This is a genomic window from Enterobacter sp. Y17 (genome assembly GCF_019730495.1).
In the GTDB taxonomy this organism is placed as follows: domain Bacteria; phylum Pseudomonadota; class Gammaproteobacteria; order Enterobacterales; family Enterobacteriaceae; genus Enterobacter; species Enterobacter asburiae_B.
Genome location: NZ_JAASKP010000001.1, coordinates 1,845,615 through 1,860,769, shown reverse-complemented (window position 1 = coordinate 1,860,769; position 15,155 = coordinate 1,845,615). Strand labels below are relative to the sequence as shown.

The 15,155-nt window shown below is 53.6% G+C and carries 17 protein-coding genes and 2 tRNA genes; 7 read left to right on the top strand and 12 right to left on the bottom strand.

Annotated features, from left to right (window positions below; all coding sequences use genetic code 11):
- Positions 1-7: 7 nt before the first annotated feature.
- Both HCH49_RS08785 and HCH49_RS08780 read right to left on the bottom strand, forming a co-directional pair.
- Positions 8-514: a CS1 type fimbrial major subunit gene (locus tag HCH49_RS08785; RefSeq protein ID WP_021240847.1), complete on the bottom strand. Its 507-nt coding sequence runs from the start codon at positions 512-514 to the stop codon at positions 8-10.
- Between the two features lie 75 nt (positions 515-589).
- Complete coding sequence (locus HCH49_RS08780; protein WP_045142968.1) at positions 590-1,333, bottom strand: fimbrial protein; 744 nt, start codon at positions 1,331-1,333, stop codon at positions 590-592.
- 309 nt (positions 1,334-1,642) lie between these two features.
- Here HCH49_RS08780 and HCH49_RS08775 point away from each other — a divergent pair, with 309 nt between their 5' ends.
- Both HCH49_RS08775 and HCH49_RS08770 read left to right on the top strand, forming a co-directional pair.
- Positions 1,643-2,398: a transcriptional regulator gene (locus HCH49_RS08775; RefSeq protein ID WP_033145134.1), complete on the top strand. Its 756-nt coding sequence runs from the start codon at positions 1,643-1,645 to the stop codon at positions 2,396-2,398.
- Positions 2,395-2,871, top strand: coding sequence for a hypothetical protein (locus tag HCH49_RS08770; protein ID WP_033145135.1), 477 nt, complete (start codon positions 2,395-2,397; stop codon positions 2,869-2,871). Before HCH49_RS08775 ends, HCH49_RS08770 begins: the two co-directional genes overlap by 4 nt.
- 54 nt (positions 2,872-2,925) lie before the next feature.
- Here HCH49_RS08770 and yccA read toward each other — a convergent pair whose 3' ends face one another.
- Positions 2,926-3,585: an FtsH protease modulator YccA gene (gene yccA, locus HCH49_RS08765; protein ID WP_023335168.1), complete on the bottom strand. Its 660-nt coding sequence runs from the start codon at positions 3,583-3,585 to the stop codon at positions 2,926-2,928.
- Between the two features lie 269 nt (positions 3,586-3,854).
- Here yccA and HCH49_RS08760 point away from each other — a divergent pair, with 269 nt between their 5' ends.
- Complete coding sequence (locus HCH49_RS08760) at positions 3,855-5,483, top strand: ABC transporter substrate-binding protein (RefSeq protein ID WP_087822293.1); 1,629 nt, start codon at positions 3,855-3,857, stop codon at positions 5,481-5,483.
- 130 nt (positions 5,484-5,613) lie between these two features.
- A tRNA-Ser gene (locus HCH49_RS08755) sits at positions 5,614-5,701 on the top strand.
- A 64-nt stretch (positions 5,702-5,765) separates the two neighbouring features.
- Here the strand turns inward: HCH49_RS08755 and HCH49_RS08750 are convergent.
- A complete protein-coding gene (locus tag HCH49_RS08750; protein ID WP_221702530.1) occupies positions 5,766-6,170 on the bottom strand; it encodes a GNAT family N-acetyltransferase in 405 nt (134 codons plus the stop codon).
- 313 nt (positions 6,171-6,483) lie between these two features.
- On the opposite strand from HCH49_RS08750, the gene HCH49_RS08745 reads away from it, so the two are divergent.
- Both HCH49_RS08745 and HCH49_RS08740 read left to right on the top strand, forming a co-directional pair.
- Positions 6,484-6,741: a YjhX family toxin gene (locus HCH49_RS08745; protein ID WP_021240841.1), complete on the top strand. Its 258-nt coding sequence runs from the start codon at positions 6,484-6,486 to the stop codon at positions 6,739-6,741.
- Between the two features lie 9 nt (positions 6,742-6,750).
- The gene (locus tag HCH49_RS08740; RefSeq protein ID WP_023335170.1) at positions 6,751-7,458 is read left to right on the top strand and encodes a cyclopropane-fatty-acyl-phospholipid synthase family protein; all 708 of its coding nucleotides are present in this window, start codon (positions 6,751-6,753) and stop codon (positions 7,456-7,458) included.
- Positions 7,459-7,556: 98 nt separating this feature from the next.
- Here the strand turns inward: HCH49_RS08740 and HCH49_RS08735 are convergent, their stop codons facing one another.
- The 7 genes from HCH49_RS08735 to HCH49_RS08710 all read right to left on the bottom strand — a co-directional run bounded on the left by HCH49_RS08735 (position 7,557) and on the right by HCH49_RS08710 (position 13,808).
- On the bottom strand, positions 7,557-8,393 hold the full coding sequence (locus tag HCH49_RS08735; RefSeq protein ID WP_221702529.1) for an alpha/beta fold hydrolase: 837 nt from the start codon (positions 8,391-8,393) through the stop codon (positions 7,557-7,559).
- 178 nt (positions 8,394-8,571) lie between these two features.
- A complete protein-coding gene (locus tag HCH49_RS08730) occupies positions 8,572-9,600 on the bottom strand; it encodes a diguanylate cyclase domain-containing protein (protein ID WP_221702528.1) in 1,029 nt (342 codons plus the stop codon).
- A gap of 158 nt (positions 9,601-9,758) precedes the next feature.
- Positions 9,759-9,977 carry an acyl carrier protein gene (locus HCH49_RS08725; protein WP_047061519.1) on the bottom strand — a complete coding sequence of 73 codons (219 nt, stop codon included), beginning with the start codon at positions 9,975-9,977 and terminating at the stop codon, positions 9,759-9,761.
- 17 nt (positions 9,978-9,994) lie between these two features.
- The gene (locus HCH49_RS08720; RefSeq protein WP_033145137.1) at positions 9,995-11,428 is read right to left on the bottom strand and encodes an AMP-binding protein; all 1,434 of its coding nucleotides are present in this window, start codon (positions 11,426-11,428) and stop codon (positions 9,995-9,997) included.
- The gene (locus HCH49_RS08715) at positions 11,425-12,543 is read right to left on the bottom strand and encodes an MBOAT family O-acyltransferase (RefSeq protein WP_048975195.1); all 1,119 of its coding nucleotides are present in this window, start codon (positions 12,541-12,543) and stop codon (positions 11,425-11,427) included. The genes HCH49_RS08720 and HCH49_RS08715 overlap by 4 nt, the downstream gene beginning before the upstream one ends.
- 9 nt (positions 12,544-12,552) lie before the next feature.
- Positions 12,553-12,675: a hypothetical protein gene (locus HCH49_RS22210; RefSeq protein ID WP_023335174.1), complete on the bottom strand. Its 123-nt coding sequence runs from the start codon at positions 12,673-12,675 to the stop codon at positions 12,553-12,555.
- A complete protein-coding gene (locus HCH49_RS08710) occupies positions 12,672-13,808 on the bottom strand; it encodes a D-alanyl-lipoteichoic acid biosynthesis protein DltD (RefSeq protein ID WP_033146519.1) in 1,137 nt (378 codons plus the stop codon). The genes HCH49_RS22210 and HCH49_RS08710 overlap by 4 nt, the downstream gene beginning before the upstream one ends.
- Positions 13,809-14,084: 276 nt before the next feature.
- On the opposite strand from HCH49_RS08710, the gene HCH49_RS08705 reads away from it, so the two are divergent.
- Positions 14,085-14,172: transfer RNA gene (locus tag HCH49_RS08705), tRNA-Ser, on the top strand.
- Positions 14,173-14,215: 43 nt separating this feature from the next.
- Here HCH49_RS08705 and HCH49_RS08700 read toward each other — a convergent pair.
- Positions 14,216-15,151: a PDR/VanB family oxidoreductase gene (locus HCH49_RS08700; RefSeq protein WP_087822853.1), complete on the bottom strand. Its 936-nt coding sequence runs from the start codon at positions 15,149-15,151 to the stop codon at positions 14,216-14,218.
- Between the last annotated feature and the right edge of the window lie 4 nt (positions 15,152-15,155).

Below are 15,155 nucleotides of genomic sequence, written 5' to 3'. Positions count from 1 at the left end.
TGTGGTGTTACGCACCGCCTTCCGTGGTAGTCGCCTGCGTCAGCATCAGGCTGACAACGCCGCTGTACTGACCGGTTTTCAGAATGCCTTTGGTGGTCTGAGAAATGGTCAGCGGCAGTACCGCTGAACCGTTTTCAATGCTTCCCGGGAACAGTTCGGTACCGGTATATTCCACATCGGCGGTAGAGAGGGTTTTATCGCCCAGCTTCACCGTCATTGGGATGGTCTCAGCACCGTCGGCATTTGCCAGCTTCGCGGCGCTTACCAGACGGACTTTCACGTTGCTGGTGGCGGAGTTAGACCACACCTTGGTATTCAGGCGATAGCTTTCCAGACCGCGGCCTGGCAGGTACTGCATATCGATGCTTGCCGGCAGCGGCGTGTTATCGGCCTGGGTCATATCCAGCTGTGAATCAACGCTGGCGTTGACGGTAATATCTTTTTGGATCGCCAGCGCGCTAACGGACGTGGTCATCGCGGCAACAATCATCAGAGGTTTAAAGTACTTACGCATTGATATCTCCATATTTACAAATGAGCACCCTGGCTCTTTAAACAAACCCTTTGGGGTCTTTACGGTAACGTCGTGTTATTGCACGACGGGTAAATCAGCTTCTTCAGCGGTTTTATTCACCCAGTTGAAGTAGCGGAATTTATATTTCTGGCCTTGTGTATTTGTGAGCGTTTTTAATTTCCGTTCGGTATCCGGATAAATCGTCGCGTCTTCTTTAACCCATTTACACGACGAATCTGCGTCACAAATACCGATCTCTCTCAGCGGCACGCGCAGCGTACCGTTGTTTTTTAACGTGCCCCTGCGAGGGTCTATCGAGAGTGAAACCACACTTTTTTCCGGGGCGAGGTGGATCAGGGCGCCCCAGATCACATTGACGCCCAATGTCGCCGTCGCAGCCGGGCTTTCTGCCTTGCCGGGAATAATGCTGTCAGGCTGCTTAACCCCTTCAAAATAGACGCGCCAGGTGGTCTCTTTTTCCGGTGGCGTAAGCGATACCAGACGAACGACGCGCATTGCGCCTGCCGCGAGAGCAAATTTTTCGGGCGTGACAACAACGCCACCTTCTTTCCACGAGGCCACATCAATCTCTTTTTCCTGGGCCGTGCCGGGATTAAGAATTTTCTTTTGCCTCACCCGAATGAACTGAATATCATCCGTTTTCGACGCTACCTTAATTTGTGCCGCACCGGACCTGTCCACATTCAGTTCCATGGGGTACACGCTCATATTGGCCATTGCCATTTCTGAGAAAAATGGCAATGACAGCGCGGCGACATAAAAGGCGGTTGTCATGTTCACTCTATTTTTCTGTTTCACATTCAGTCTGCCTGCTCTGAGTTCATCGGCGGCGCGTTAACACCAGGACACCGTCTGCTTTCGTATTGCTTCAGGGCAGGGAAACTTTAACCAGAACAGCGGTTTGTGAAAATTTGTATTAATTAACTCGTTAAATACAGGTTTTTATCCTGCTTTTCTGTCTTTAAGGTTGTATAGTTAAGCGAAAATACCGCGGCCAGGGATAGGAAGAAAATTCCTTCTGATGAAAAAATAAGCAGGTCAGGAGGCGGTTTTCATGTCGATGTACCAGGGATTAAAAAAGCATGCGGTAACAGCCGAGAATAAAAGATGTTTTTTATATGCAATAATTCGTTGTTATTCGATCCTGAAGCACATGCAATAAGTCTTGTTGGACAACCAGAATCTGTATTAACGCTTTCGGCGCCAGCCGTGCGGCTTTTGCAGGAATTTATAAAACACAAAGGGCACGACCTGAGTCGGGAGGAATTGATCACTCGCGTTTGGGAGGAATTTGGCTTTACGCCATCGGGAAATAATCTCAATAAAGCGGTAAGCGAATTACGTAAAAGCTTCCAGTCTCTGGGAGAGGGGCACGAATTTATTGTGACCGTACCCCGTTACGGATTTCGCTTTGATGCTGAGGTGATTTTTCAGCCGGGGGAGAATATTCCATCCGTCGATCCGCAACCCTCGGTCGCACCGCAAGAAGTAAAGCCTCAACGCGCCTCCATGAAAAAATGGGCGATTGTGGCCGTATTGATCGTCGCTGCGCTGGGGACGAGCCTCTACTTCAGCCGACAGCAGGGGATTTTCATTCCGGCGAAACTCAAGCCGGTTAAGGAAAAAATCGCGCGTTGCAGCATCTGGATTATCAACGATCACGGACGACCGCTGGTGCTATCGAAATTAGCGGAGCGGCTGGAGGCTAATAACGTGGCGTGCGGACGGGAGGAGTACGACATTTATTATTTCAGCGCCCGTTTTACTATTTCCGCTGCAGATGAGGTGTTTATTGGTGCCTGTCCGGTCAGCAAAACCAGCCTGTGTAAAACCATACGTTATAAAAGCGGGGCACAAAAATGAAAATAAAACTTCTTTTTGGCGTGGGCGGTGTCCTGGTTGGTTGTTCGCTGGCATTTTTTTACTATTCCGGCAGCGTGGGTAAAAAGGATGTGCTGGCCTGCAGCACTGAATTTAATTTCACGCGCAATGAGGGAAAAGCCAGTGAAGTGAAGGTCAATACCGTTGCCCAGTTCTATTTTCATCGGGACGGTACCGGGTTGACCACCTATAAAGGCGCGGCAAGGGCTGGCGGGCAATGTTTGATCGTTGACAGGGATGTGGATTTTACCTGGCAGCAGCGGGACGATGATAACGTCATCGTATTGAGCTACACCAAAACCTGGCGTCGGCACAATGACAATACGCCTGATGCTCAGTGGGGTAGCTTCGCCAATCCGACCGCACGCTACTACCTGACGATCTCTGAACTCTCGCCTTCCGTGTGGCTGATTCAGGACCGGCGCTATCCCACCTATATTTGCCGGGGTGAGTAGGGCATAAAAAAAGGAGAATGCCACAGGCATTCTCCTTTTTCGTATCCGTTGTGCTTAATCGCGGCTGGCGAAGCCCAGGATGCTCAGCAGGCTGACGAAGATGTTGTACAGCGACACATACAGGCTCACGGTGGCGCGGATATAGTTCGTCTCGCCGCCGCGAATGATGTTGCTGGTTTCAAACAGGATCGCGCCTGAAGAAATCAGAATAAACACGGCGCTGATTGCCAGATGCAGGGCAGGCAGCTGCAGGAAGATGTTTGCCACCATGCCCACCAGCACTACCACAACACCCGCCATCAGCATACCGCCGAGGAAGGACATGTCCTTACGCGTGGTCAGCACGTAGGCCGAGCAGCAGAAGAACACCAGCGCGGTGCCGCCCAGCGCCATGCCGATAAGATCACCCATACCGGCAGACAGATACGCATTCAGCATCGGCCCCAGGATGTAGCCCAGGAAGCCGGTGAAAGCAAACGCGGACAGGATGCCGACGGGCTTGTCAGCGGTTTTGTAGGTCAGGAACATCAGACCATACATACCCACCAGCGTCAGGATCAGCCCCGGAGACGGCAGCATCAGCACGGTGCTGGCGGTGGCGGTGATCGCTGAGAAAGCCAGCGTCAGGCTGAGCATGAAATAGGTATTGCGCAGCACCTTGTGGGTGCTGAGTAGCGATGTGCGGTCGCGTGAAGAAGTAATTATACGATCCATGAGTCACTCTCTTATGACAGATGTAATTAGTGGAAAGAATAGGAAACGGCACGCCAGTCTTAAAGTGGTTTTACCCATCTTTACTCAGCACGTTAGCGCTGGAGGCGGTTATTTCTTCTGCAGAAATCCGTTTCGCCAGTATGAACAGCGGTTTGCGACAATTTACCAGATCAAGCTCTTATAGGTTACTGAAAAATATTGCGTTATTACCATTCGAACGCTAAGAGTTATTTCCGGATCGTCATAAAACAGACTATAAGGCGAAGGAAATGAAACCACAAACACGCACTCACTTTACGCTCTCTTTGTTAACCGCAGGGATCCTGTGCGCCAGCACGGCAGCCTGGGCGGCTAACGTGCCGACAGGAACCGCGCTGGCCGACAAACAGGAACTGGTCAGAAACAACGGCAGTGAACCGGCTTCGCTCGACCCGCATAAAGTCGAAAGCGATGTCGAATTCAATATTATCAGCGATTTATTCGAAGGGCTGGTCAGCGTCTCCCCGACAGGCGAAGTCCAACCGCGACTGGCGGAAAAATGGGAGAACAAGGACAACACCGTCTGGACGTTCCATTTGCGCCCGGGCATCACCTGGAGCGACGGCACGGCGATTACCGCTGAGGATGTGGTCTGGAGCTGGCAGCGCCTGATCGATCCGAAAACGGCTTCGCCGTATGCCAGCTATCCGGGCAACATGCATATCGTCAACGCGGCCGATATTGCTCAGGGGAAAAAAGCGCCCGATACGCTGGGCGTAAAAGCGATTAACGACACCACGCTGGAAGTGACGCTCACGCAGCCAAACGCGGCCTTCCTCGCGATGCTGGCGCACCCGTCGCTGGTGCCGGTGGATAAAGTGCTGATTGGCCGCTTCGGGGATAAGTGGACCAAGCCGGAGCATTTCGTGAGCAGCGGGGCGTATAAGCTGTCGCAGTGGGTGGTCAACGAACGCATCGTGGCAGAGCGCAACCCGCGCTACTGGGATAACGCGCATACCGTGATTAACAAAGTCACCTACCTGCCCATCACCTCTGAGGCCTCGGATGTGAACCGCTATAAGGCGGGCGAAATTGACATCGTGTACACGGTGCCGATCAACCAGTTTGCCCAGCTCAAGAAAACCCTGGGCAGCGAGCTGGACGTTTCACCTCAGCTGGCGACCTATTACTACGAATTCAATACCACCCGGCCGCCGTTTAACGACGCGCGCGTGCGTAAGGCGCTGAACATGGCGCTGGATAAAGACATCATTGCCGGAAAAGTATTAGGGCAGGGGCAGCGCCCGGCGTGGCTCATCAGCCAGCCGGATATCGGCGGCGTGAAGCTACAGAACCCGGATTACGCCAGCTGGCCGCTGGACAAGCGCATCGCGGAGGCGAAAAAGCTGCTGAACGAGGCCGGATATAACGCCAGCCATCCTCTGAGCTTCAACCTGCTCTACAACACCTCTGAATCGCACCAGCGCATCGCGATTGCGGCCAGCTCCATGTGGAAGAAAAACCTTGGCGTGGAGGCAAAGCTGCAAAACCAGGAGTGGAAAACCATGCTGGATACCATGCACACCCACAACTTTGACGCGGTGCGGTACGCGTGGATTGCCGATTACGACGATGCGGCGACCTTCCTGAACAACTTCCGCACGGGCGACAGCGAAAACACCAGCCAGTACAGCAATCCGGAATACGATCGGGCGCTGCTCGATGCCGCAAAAGCCAAATCAGCGGAAGAGCGGGGTAAGTTCTACCAGCAGGCGGAAGATCTGCTGGGGCGTGATGTGCCGGCTATTCCGGTTTATCACTACGTCCGCACCCACCTGGTGAAACCGTGGGTAGGCGGATTTACGCCGGATAAGCTGGGGTACTATTTCACGAAAGACATGTACATCAAAAAACACTAGGCCTGTGCTGATAAAATCGTCGATGTGTCGTCAGTTCAACCGATTAAACACGTTTTGACTATTTTTACAGCGAACGAGTGAAGCCACTCTTTACAGCACGCGGTGAGGTGTTTATAGTTCGCCTCACTTAGGAAGTGTGGCCGAGCGGTTGAAGGCACCGGTCTTGAAAACCGGCGACCCGAAAGGGTTCCAGAGTTCGAATCTCTGCGCTTCCGCCAGATATAAACCCCAGGTTACTCGTTAACCTGGGGTTTTTCTTTTGCCTTAACGCGGGTTTGTCTGTCACCAGATTCTGGCCATTCCTTCGCTTTCCGGGCGAACGAACGTAAAACCAAATTTTGCATAAAGCTCAGGCACATCCGCCATTAAACAAACGTAGGCCCCTTTACAGGCATGGGTATCCAGCCAGGCTACAAGCGTTTCCATAATGACTCTGCCAAGCCCTTTTCCCTGATAAAGGGGATCAACGGCGACATCGACAATATCGAAATTCAACGCACCGTCCCCCACGATTCGCCCCATACCCACTGGTTTACCCTCATAAAGAATATGCATGCCGTAACAGCTGCCAGGCAGTGCTTTCCGGGCTGCCTTCAGAGGACGAGGGCTGAGGCCCGAGATTTCGCGCAGCCGACAAAACGCTTCTGCAGTGGGGACGGTCTCAACAACGGTATAGTTATCAGGCATAAAAAAGCTCCAGTCAGTGTCCATCAGGGGATCCCAGTCTGGCAGTAAAACTGACTAAACACGATTTTTAGGATCGATCCGCCTCACACTTTTAAGACTCTGCTATTTCCCTGTAAAAAACAGGCGTTATCATTCATCCCGTAAATATATTGCTATCTCTTACCGAGGCTTTGATGCTGGAGAATGTTTTCATCAGATAATCAGTTTCCCGCCCTTTTCAGGACGGACTGGTTATCGCTGCGCTTAAACCTTACGCGCGCACCTGCGGGTGTGGGCTCGTTTTTACGCATGATGATTACACAGGTTTTCCAGTATGAATTTATCCCGTCAGGAACAACGCACCTTACACGTTCTCGCCAAAGGTGGACGTATTGTGCACGTCCGCGACAGCTCTGGCCGCGTCACTTCCGTAGAGTGCTACACCCGTGAAGGGTTGGTGCTGAGCGACTGCACGCTTAGCGTCTTTAAAAAACTCCGCACCAAAAAGCTGATCCGTTCCGTGAACGGGCAGCCTTACCGCATCAACACTACCGGGCTGAACAACGTTCGCGCCCAGCTGGATAATCGCTAAGGAGAAGTGATGAATACACCTTACACAGATAGCTACGACCGCGCTTTTTTGCTCGATACCATGATGGGCCCAAACGCCATGCGGCTTACCGAGGAGCTGGTTGCTCAACTGCAGATTGATCCAGGAATGCGCATACTCGATCTCGGCTGCGGGAAAGGGATCTCTTCTATCCTGCTCGCCGAAAAATATGACGCCACGGTTTTTGCCGCCGATCTATGGATTACGCCGAGCGAAAACGCAGCGCGTTTCAGCGAACGGGGTCTGGACGGAAAAATTTTTCCGCTACGGGTTGATGCCACGAAAGCGATCCCGTTCGCGCATGATTACTTCGACCTGATCGTGAGCGTGGATGCGTATCAATACTTTGGCAACAATGACGCCATGCTGGGCACGCTGCTACCTTTCCTGAAACCCGGAGGACATATTGCGGTTGCCGTTCCCGGGTTTATCGGGGAATACAGCGAAACGCATCTTCCGGAGGTGGTTAAGCCTTTCTGGACGCCAGAGTGGTATTTCTATCCGCTCTCCTGGTGGAAAGCGCTGTGGGAAAAAGAGCCCGGTTCGGTTCTGACCACCGTGCGGGAGATGGATACCTGCCAGCAGGCGTGGGATGAGTTTATGCAATGCGAGATCGCCCAGGAGATGATGGTACCCATTATGGACGCGGGCGCCGGGACTTATTTCAACATGATCCAACTGGTTGCGCAGAAGCGCTAAAAGCTCATAAACAACGCCACCCTCGGGTGGCGTTCATGCATTGAATTGTGCAAATGTAGGCCGGGTAAGCGCAGCGCCACCCGGCAAGAAACGCGGCGTTATGAGCGGATAAAGGCCAGAATGTCCGCGTTGATGGTGTCCGCATGGGTGGTATGCATCCCGTGCGGGAAGCCCGGATAAATTTTCAGTACGCTGTTCGCCAGCAGTTTATCCTGCAGCAGGGCAGCGTTTTTATACGGCACGACCTGATCGTCATCGCCCTGCAACACCAGAACGGGAACCGTGATGGTTTTCAAATCTTCCGTCTGGTCGGTCTCTGAAAACGCCTTAATCCCCTCGTAGTGGGCCTTAGCGCTGCCGATCATCCCCTGACGCCACCAGTTCTGGAGCGTACCCTGTGAAACGTCCGCGCCCTCCCGGTTAAAGCCGTAAAACGGGCCGCTGGCGACGTCGAGGTAAAACTGGGCGCGGTTAGCCGCCAGCGCTTTGCGGAAGCCGTCGAAAACCTCAATAGGCGTTCCGCCTGGGTTCGCGTCCGTTTTGACCATCAGCGGCGGCACGGCGCTGACGAGTACCGCTTTGGCGACGCGACCCTGCGGTTGTCCATACCGGGCAACATAGCGGGCGACCTGGCCGCCGCCGGTGGAGTGACCGACGTGTACTGCATTGCGCAGATCCAGGCTTTCAACCACGGCCGACGCGTCGGACGCATAATGATCCATGTCGTGGCCTTCGCTCACCTGGTCCGAACGCCCGTGACCACGGCGATCGATAGCGATAACGCGATAGCCTTCTGCGAGGAAGAAGAGCATCTGGTTATCCCAGTCATCGGCACTCAGCGGCCAGCCGTGGTGGAAAACAATGGGTTGAGCCTCTTTTGGGCCCCAGTCTTTGTAGTAAATATTGACGCCGTCTTTCGTTGTTACGAATGCCATACCGCAGACTCCTCTGTTAAAGGCAAAACGATCCCCGGCTGAGCGCACAGCGAATCATTAATGCCTTAATTAAGTTGGCTTTTTTCTGTTTCCCGTACCGACAGTACTCCTAAAGTGTAGGAGAAATAGTAAAAGCGGTTGGTTTCATTGCTGTTAAAGGCATCCATTGCCAGCCCTATCATCGTTCTCCCGGCGTTACCCGCTTGCGGGTATACATCGCCTTGTCTGCGCTATTGAGCAACGTATCGGCATCACCCGCGTCATGAGGAAAGCGGGCAATGCCAATACTGCCGGAGATGGTAATCACCTGTTCGTTAATCAAAAAAGATTGTGCCAGCGCGGCGCTGACCTTTTCCGCCGTTTGTGTGGGTAAGGGATCGGCGGGGGTTAAATCGGGGAGCAGGGCGACAAACTCATCGCCGCCGAGGCAGGCCACCGTGTCACCTTCGCGCAGTACGCTTTGCAGACGAAATGCCACCAGCCGCAGCAGCTCGTCGCCGACGGCATGACCATGGAGATCGTTCACCGGTTTAAACCGGTCGAGGTCGATAAACAGCAGCGCCACTTCTTTATCGTGGGCGATAGCCTGGGCGATCGCCAGCTCCAGACGGTTAACCAGTAATCTCCGGTTCGGTAAACCCGTCAGGGCATCAAAGTTTGCATGCAGCCACGCGATATGTTCACGCTGTTTGCGATCGGTAATATCGCGAATAAAGGCTGAAAATATTTGCTTACCCGCTTGCTGATGCGGCCATATCGAGAGCTCAATAGGGAACTCGCCTTTGGTGCGATGCAGCGCAGCGATCTCGATAGTGCGGTTGAGAATATTCGACGGTTGCCCGGCCTGGAAGCGCATCAGGCCGCGTGCGTGCTGCTCGCGAAACGCTTCTGGTACGATCATCTTGCCAAGGCTGTTGCCTGTCGCTTCTTCCGCTGACCAGCCGAACATTCGCTCTGCCGCCTGGTTCCAGTTCACAACGTTACCGGCATGATCGATGGTAATCACCGCATCCTGCGCGGTTTCAACCAGCTGACGGTGGTACTCTTCACTCTCTTCCAGCGCCTGCTTCATCGACTCTATCTGGCTAATGCTCTCCTGCAGCTCGCGGTGCATTTCCGCCAGCGAAAGGGAGAAGAAGCGGATCCGCTCTTCAACGGACATATTTTTCATTTCTGAATAAAGATCGCTGGCGGTACGTGGCGGCATACTGAATTCCTGACAAAAGAGTTAGGTACCTATCAATTATGGCGCTTTAGATAACTTTTTGTATCGGGAGTGTGGCTAGGCAGCGGTAGGGGGCTTGCAGGTAATTTGGGCAGCAGCAATAAAACAGGCTCTGGAGCATGCCTCCAGAGCCTTCCGGGTTAGCGGTTTTCTTCAATATAGCGGGCCAGGTCCGCCGGAGTTTTTAGCACCGTCGCCACGTCAGTTGGTGGGATCATGCAGCCGTAAATGTCCTGCACTTCCAGCACCATATCGACCGCCAGGATGGAGTCGAGAATGTCGGATTCAATCAGTTCATCGTGAAAGCCCACCTTACGGGATAACACTTTTTCGAACAGGGCGAGAATTTCTTGTTCCATAATTTTTCCTGGAGTCATTAATTTGTGCGGGCGTAAGCGTCCAGCAGCTTGCGGTCAATTTTGCCGTTAGGATTCAGCGGCAAAGCGTCTTTTACGATAATTTGTGAAGGCACCATATAGTGCGGTACGACCTTCGAAAGCGATGTTTTGATGGTGTCCGGCGCCATATCCGTCACGCAGAACGCGGCAATGCGCAGCACGCTGCCGCAGGATTTCATCAGCGGCAGGACCACCGCTTCGTTGATGCCGGACATGGCCAGCAGGCGGTTCTCGATCTCGTTGATTTCAATACGGTAGCCGTTCAGTTTGACCTGGCTGTCGTTGCGGCCCTGACAGTAGATCAGCCCCGCCTCATAGCCCAGATCGCCGGTCCGGTAGCCGCGAAACGCTTCATCTTCCCGACGGAGTAATTTCGCCGCGTTCTCCTGCGGCAGGCCGAGATAGCCGCGCATGACGTTTTTACCCCAGATAATCAGCTCGCCGTCGGCGGAAATTTCCATTTTGCTCTCAGGCATCATGACGCCCACCGGCAGCACGGCGCTGTCGCTGTTCAGGATCGCATCCGTGATTTCAACCACGGTCGTCGCAATCGTCGCTTCCGTTGGGCCATACGAGTTAATGATTTTGGCCTGCGGGAAGCGGCGGCGAAGCTGTTTAACCAGCGCTTTATTGAGCACTTCGCCAATGAAGATAAAGACGTTGAGCGCGGGCAAATACTCGCTGTTGAACTGCGGGGAAAGCAGCTGCTGGTATGCAAAAGAAGGGGTGGAAACCCAGGCGGAGACCGCGTTGCTTTTCAGTCGCTCCAGCCAGTTCTCTTTCTGAATGTCCTCTTTGGCGTTCAGCACGATGTGTCCGCCCATCGCCAGATTCGCCAGCAAAGGGATCAGGGAGAGGTCAAAGCTGAATACCGCGTGGTTCATCAGGACCGGTTTTTCCGGCAGTGAAAAGTCCTGGCTGACCCATTTCATGAAGTGCCATACGCTTTCACGCCCAATCTGTACGCCTTTAGGTTTACCGGTGCTGCCTGAAGTAAACATGATGTAGGCCAGATCCTGCTCCTCCAGTACCTTGCCCGGTTCCCCGGTGGCGATGAACTGCCGGGTCGCGACGTCGTAATAGTAAGGGGCGCTGGCCAGATGGCAGATCTCCCGGAGGCGCTCCTGCGGATAGATGCAGTCCACCGGGATGTACGGAATGTTGTGCAGCAGGCAGCTATAAATCGCCACGGCGAAATCGGCCTGCTGGTGTCCGTACAATACGACCGGCGTACCGGCAACAGGCTGGCAGCGCTGATAGCGCTGCGCCCAGTCCGTCACGGCAGCAGAAAGCTGTAGCCAGCTTAAGGCTTCGTCGCTGCCGCTGATGGCCAGCTGCTGCGGGGAGGCGGGATCGCACAATGCCGCACGTAAGAAATCCTGCAGTTCCTGAAGATCGGAGTGATTTTTCATAGAGGTGACATTCCACTAAAGATGTAAAGGGATCCCGCGGCGCTTCCCAGCGTCAGAATTCGCCCTAAAAACGCAACGGCCGGATACTGCAGGCCGCGGTGCAATGCCGGGCTGCGTTTGGCTGACCACAGCAGCATATTGTGAGCGACGGAAATCGCGCCAAACAGCGCGCCGCTGATGACGTAATGGCGTTCCAGGCCATTCCATGCCCCCATGCAGAATAAGGTGCAAAAAATACCGATATTTTGCGCCAGCGTTTTGTTCTGACGGAAAAAGTTGAATTTCATCAAGTTCATATAAACGGGCATAAAGACCACATCGCGCAGCCATTCAGACAGGCTGATGTGGAAGCGGCGCCAGAAATCCTGCGGGTTCTTTGCCAGAAGCGGCATGTTAAAGTTTGCCGGAATGCTGAGCCCAAACAGGCGGCCCGCGCCGATGGCCATATTGCTGTAGCCCGCAAAATCAAAGTACAGGTAGGTGCTGTAGGCAATCGACATCACCACGCCCACGGTCAGCGTAAACGGCTTATGGCTCCAGGGCTGCACGACAAGCGAATCAATCAGCATGGCAAACAGGAACTTCTGGACAATGCCGGTAATGATTTGCTCCAGCGCGACTAAAAACTGTTCGCGGTTAAGGGCAAATACGGGCTTGCTGACGTCACTCATCCACGTCCGCCAGCGGTACATTGGGCCGGCCAGGATAATAAAGGGCATAAACAGATAACAGAAATAGTGCAGGAAATTCTGACCTTCTTTTTTACTGCGATAGAGCAGCACGTCCAGCGCGCGGAACGTCATAAAAGAGAGGCCGATCATGCCCCAGTGGTTATTTAAATGTAATTTCACCAGCAGTAGCGGCAATAATGTCAGAACGACCGCCTGCCACGTTTTTAACCATCCCTTCTCTTTAAGCGTGGCAAAAACATAAAAGCTGAAAAAAACGGCGGCGGGGACAATATAATCGCCCTGAAATATATATCCCCATCCCAGCGCCGTTAACACCGAGAGCGCAGATAACCAGGTCAGACGATGGCGCAATACGCGATTAACCAGCGCAAACGCCAGCGCGGATGAAAACAAATAAACAAAAAACATTCCTGAGCTGTACATCATTCGGCCTCAGAACTTTTGATATTCAAAATGCAGCTGCATGCTCATGCTGTCATCGACAGAGGTCCACGCGACGATGGTGATCGCCAGCAGGAGATAAAGGAAAAAAAGACGGATCGCGATTTTCATCATTTAAAACTCTGTGCAATAAAGCGAATCATAGGAACCCAGGCCAGTTCGGAAGGGTGCAAACGATCCCAGTTCCAGCCATTCTGATAAGGCATGGCGTACATATCTAAATAAGGGATCTGGTTTTTTTCCAGAATGGTTTTTATTTGTTTATCAACCGGACGGAAGGTATCGGTATTGTAAAGCGCCCAGGGGTTAACCGGGTCGACGATAGCAATCACCTGCACGTGGTGTTCTTTAAGCAGCTGGACGGTTTTACTGAAGGCGGCGATTTGCGCAGGCACGACCGGCGTGTCATCCCACTGCTGCCGCGTACTGTCCTCCTCGTAAATCGTTTTGTCCATCCACAGGGTGGCCGCGCTCTGCTGGCGTTTTTTATTTAACTCGCGCGCATTCGCCAGCTCTTTATCCCAGTCGGGGGCAATGTGGGCGGCTGGCTGCTGCGGCCAGGGCTGTACCGTCTGGGGCGTGATGTTGAGCAGCGCCAGCCAGTCGTTTTTTATCAGGGTGCAGACGTTGGCAAACTGGAAGCTCAGCTCGTCCCACATCAGATCGGGGTGCCAGCCAAAGACGCGCATTTGGCCGAAGGTTAAATGGCTTATTTCTTTACTATCAATATGCTTTAAATAATTAACCAGCAGCGGGCGCGCCTGCGGATCCTTCATCAGCGGATTAAAAATAGAGCCGGGGAAATTATCGGCATAGATAGCCGGTGGCAGCCCTTTTGAATAAAAGCTGTCAGGAGCCAGAAGCAAAACAACTTTACTGTTTGCGTTAAGGCTATTTTTAAAACGAGAGAACAGTAAAAATTGCGTTTCATCATCGACGAACGCATCGCCATACGCCACGACGGGTTTGTGTAATTGCTTATTAAAGTAATTATATACAGCGTAATGTTCATCTTCTGAGGTGGCCACCTCAGACGCGCCAATGAAGAAAATAGCATTCCCTTCTAAGGCATGGGAAATAGTCGCAATTTTTTCCGCTTGTTCTTTCGGCGTGCCCGCCATTGATTTAATCAGCGGCTGGAAGGTGAGGGGCGGATTGAAGCTCGTCACCAGCGGGTGAACACAGAGGAACAAAATGGCCAGGGTCGCCATCAGGATATGTAAGCAAAGCGTATTTTTGATTTTCATCATCAACCAGTAACACTGCATGGCAGTAATTTCTAAATCTGCGGGTACTCAGATTTATAACAATTACACAACAAATGACCGTTTATTTTTGTGGCATTCTATACCAGAGCGATTTAAAAGGATGAGCGTTGCTGTGTAACGGTATGTACAAGGGGGCTGTGACCGGTGCGCGGCAAGCGACTGGGTGATTTTTGCGCAGTCAAACGCCGGTGGGTGAAAATAGAAAAATTCCTGCTTTACAAGGGGCTAATAGATGTTTATAGTGCGCCTCACTTTGGAAGCGTGGCCGAGCGGTTGAAGGCACCGGTCTTGAAAACCGGCGACCCGAAAGGGTTCTAGAGTTCGAATCTCTACGCTTCCGCCAAATTCGAAACCCTGCGATAGCAATATCGCAGGGTTTTTTCGTTTTACAGGGCAATCACCAGCTCCCCGGAATGGCTCCGCGAACAGCACAGCGCCACCTGCTGGTCCGTCGCGCTTTTTTCCGCCTCCGACTGCACGCTATCCCGGTGATCCACCACGCCGTCAATCACCGGCGTCAGGCACGCCCCGCAGATCCCCATTTCGCATGACAGCGGCACGTCCACGCCGTTTTCCTGTAGTACCTGAGCGATGGTCTTATCCGCAGGCACCGGCCAGCGCTCCCCGGTGGAGGCGAGTTTGACCGTAAAGATCTCGCCCGCGTCACCGCGTGCGGCAGGGGCCGCGGGCTGAAACGCCTCGCTGTGAAGATGGCCATCATCCCATTCCCTGGCCGTCGCCACGTCTCGCACTTTTTCCATAAACCCTGCCGGGCCGCAGATCCAGGCGTGAAGCCCCGCCTCAGGTGCCGGGAGATGCTCTGCCAGCGCCGTGCGCGGGCTGGCGGTATGAATCTGGCACTCACCGAACCGGGAGAGTTCGCGCGCAAAGGCCGCGCTTTCGCGGCGTTTGACGTAATAGTGCAGCGTAAACGGCGTTCCGGCCGCCTTCAGCTGCAGGGCCATCGCATACAGCGGCGTAATGCCAATGCCTGCCGCCAGCAGCAACACCCGCTCAGCCTGATGCAGCGGAAACAGATTGCGCGGGGCAGAGATCGCTAATTTCTGCCCGGGTCGCAGCGTCTCGTGAACGTAACGCGATCCGCCGCGCGAGGCGGTTTCCCGCCCCACGCAGATAAGATAGCTCTCGTCTCCACACGCACCGGTCAGGGAATACTGGCGCACCGCGCCGCAGGGCAAGTGGACATCAATGTGCGCGCCGGGCTGCCACGCCGGCAGCGCGTTACCGTCTTCAGCCACCAGCCTGACGGCGAGGCTTTTGTCGCCCTCGCGCCACAGCCCGTCAACAATTACGCTCAGCATATCG

Coding starts and splice junctions, on each gene's coding strand:
- HCH49_RS08785 (WP_021240847.1), bottom strand. CDS start 514: ATGCGTAAGTACTTTAAACCTCTGATGATTGTTGCCGCGATGACCACG.
- HCH49_RS08775 (WP_033145134.1), top strand. CDS start 1,643: ATGTTTTTTATATGCAATAATTCGTTGTTATTCGATCCTGAAGCACAT.
- HCH49_RS08770 (WP_033145135.1), top strand. CDS start 2,395: ATGAAAATAAAACTTCTTTTTGGCGTGGGCGGTGTCCTGGTTGGTTGT.
- yccA (WP_023335168.1), bottom strand. CDS start 3,585: ATGGATCGTATAATTACTTCTTCACGCGACCGCACATCGCTACTCAGC.
- HCH49_RS08760 (WP_087822293.1), top strand. CDS start 3,855: ATGAAACCACAAACACGCACTCACTTTACGCTCTCTTTGTTAACCGCA.
- HCH49_RS08750 (WP_221702530.1), bottom strand. CDS start 6,170: ATGCCTGATAACTATACCGTTGTTGAGACCGTCCCCACTGCAGAAGCG.
- HCH49_RS08745 (WP_021240841.1), top strand. CDS start 6,484: ATGAATTTATCCCGTCAGGAACAACGCACCTTACACGTTCTCGCCAAA.
- HCH49_RS08740 (WP_023335170.1), top strand. CDS start 6,751: ATGAATACACCTTACACAGATAGCTACGACCGCGCTTTTTTGCTCGAT.
- HCH49_RS08735 (WP_221702529.1), bottom strand. CDS start 8,393: ATGGCATTCGTAACAACGAAAGACGGCGTCAATATTTACTACAAAGAC.
- HCH49_RS08730 (WP_221702528.1), bottom strand. CDS start 9,600: ATGCCGCCACGTACCGCCAGCGATCTTTATTCAGAAATGAAAAATATG.
- HCH49_RS08725 (WP_047061519.1), bottom strand. CDS start 9,977: ATGGAACAAGAAATTCTCGCCCTGTTCGAAAAAGTGTTATCCCGTAAG.
- HCH49_RS08720 (WP_033145137.1), bottom strand. CDS start 11,428: ATGAAAAATCACTCCGATCTTCAGGAACTGCAGGATTTCTTACGTGCG.
- HCH49_RS08715 (WP_048975195.1), bottom strand. CDS start 12,543: ATGTACAGCTCAGGAATGTTTTTTGTTTATTTGTTTTCATCCGCGCTG.
- HCH49_RS22210 (WP_023335174.1), bottom strand. CDS start 12,675: ATGATGAAAATCGCGATCCGTCTTTTTTTCCTTTATCTCCTGCTGGCG.
- HCH49_RS08710 (WP_033146519.1), bottom strand. CDS start 13,808: ATGAAAATCAAAAATACGCTTTGCTTACATATCCTGATGGCGACCCTG.
- HCH49_RS08700 (WP_087822853.1), bottom strand. CDS start 15,151: ATGCTGAGCGTAATTGTTGACGGGCTGTGGCGCGAGGGCGACAAAAGC.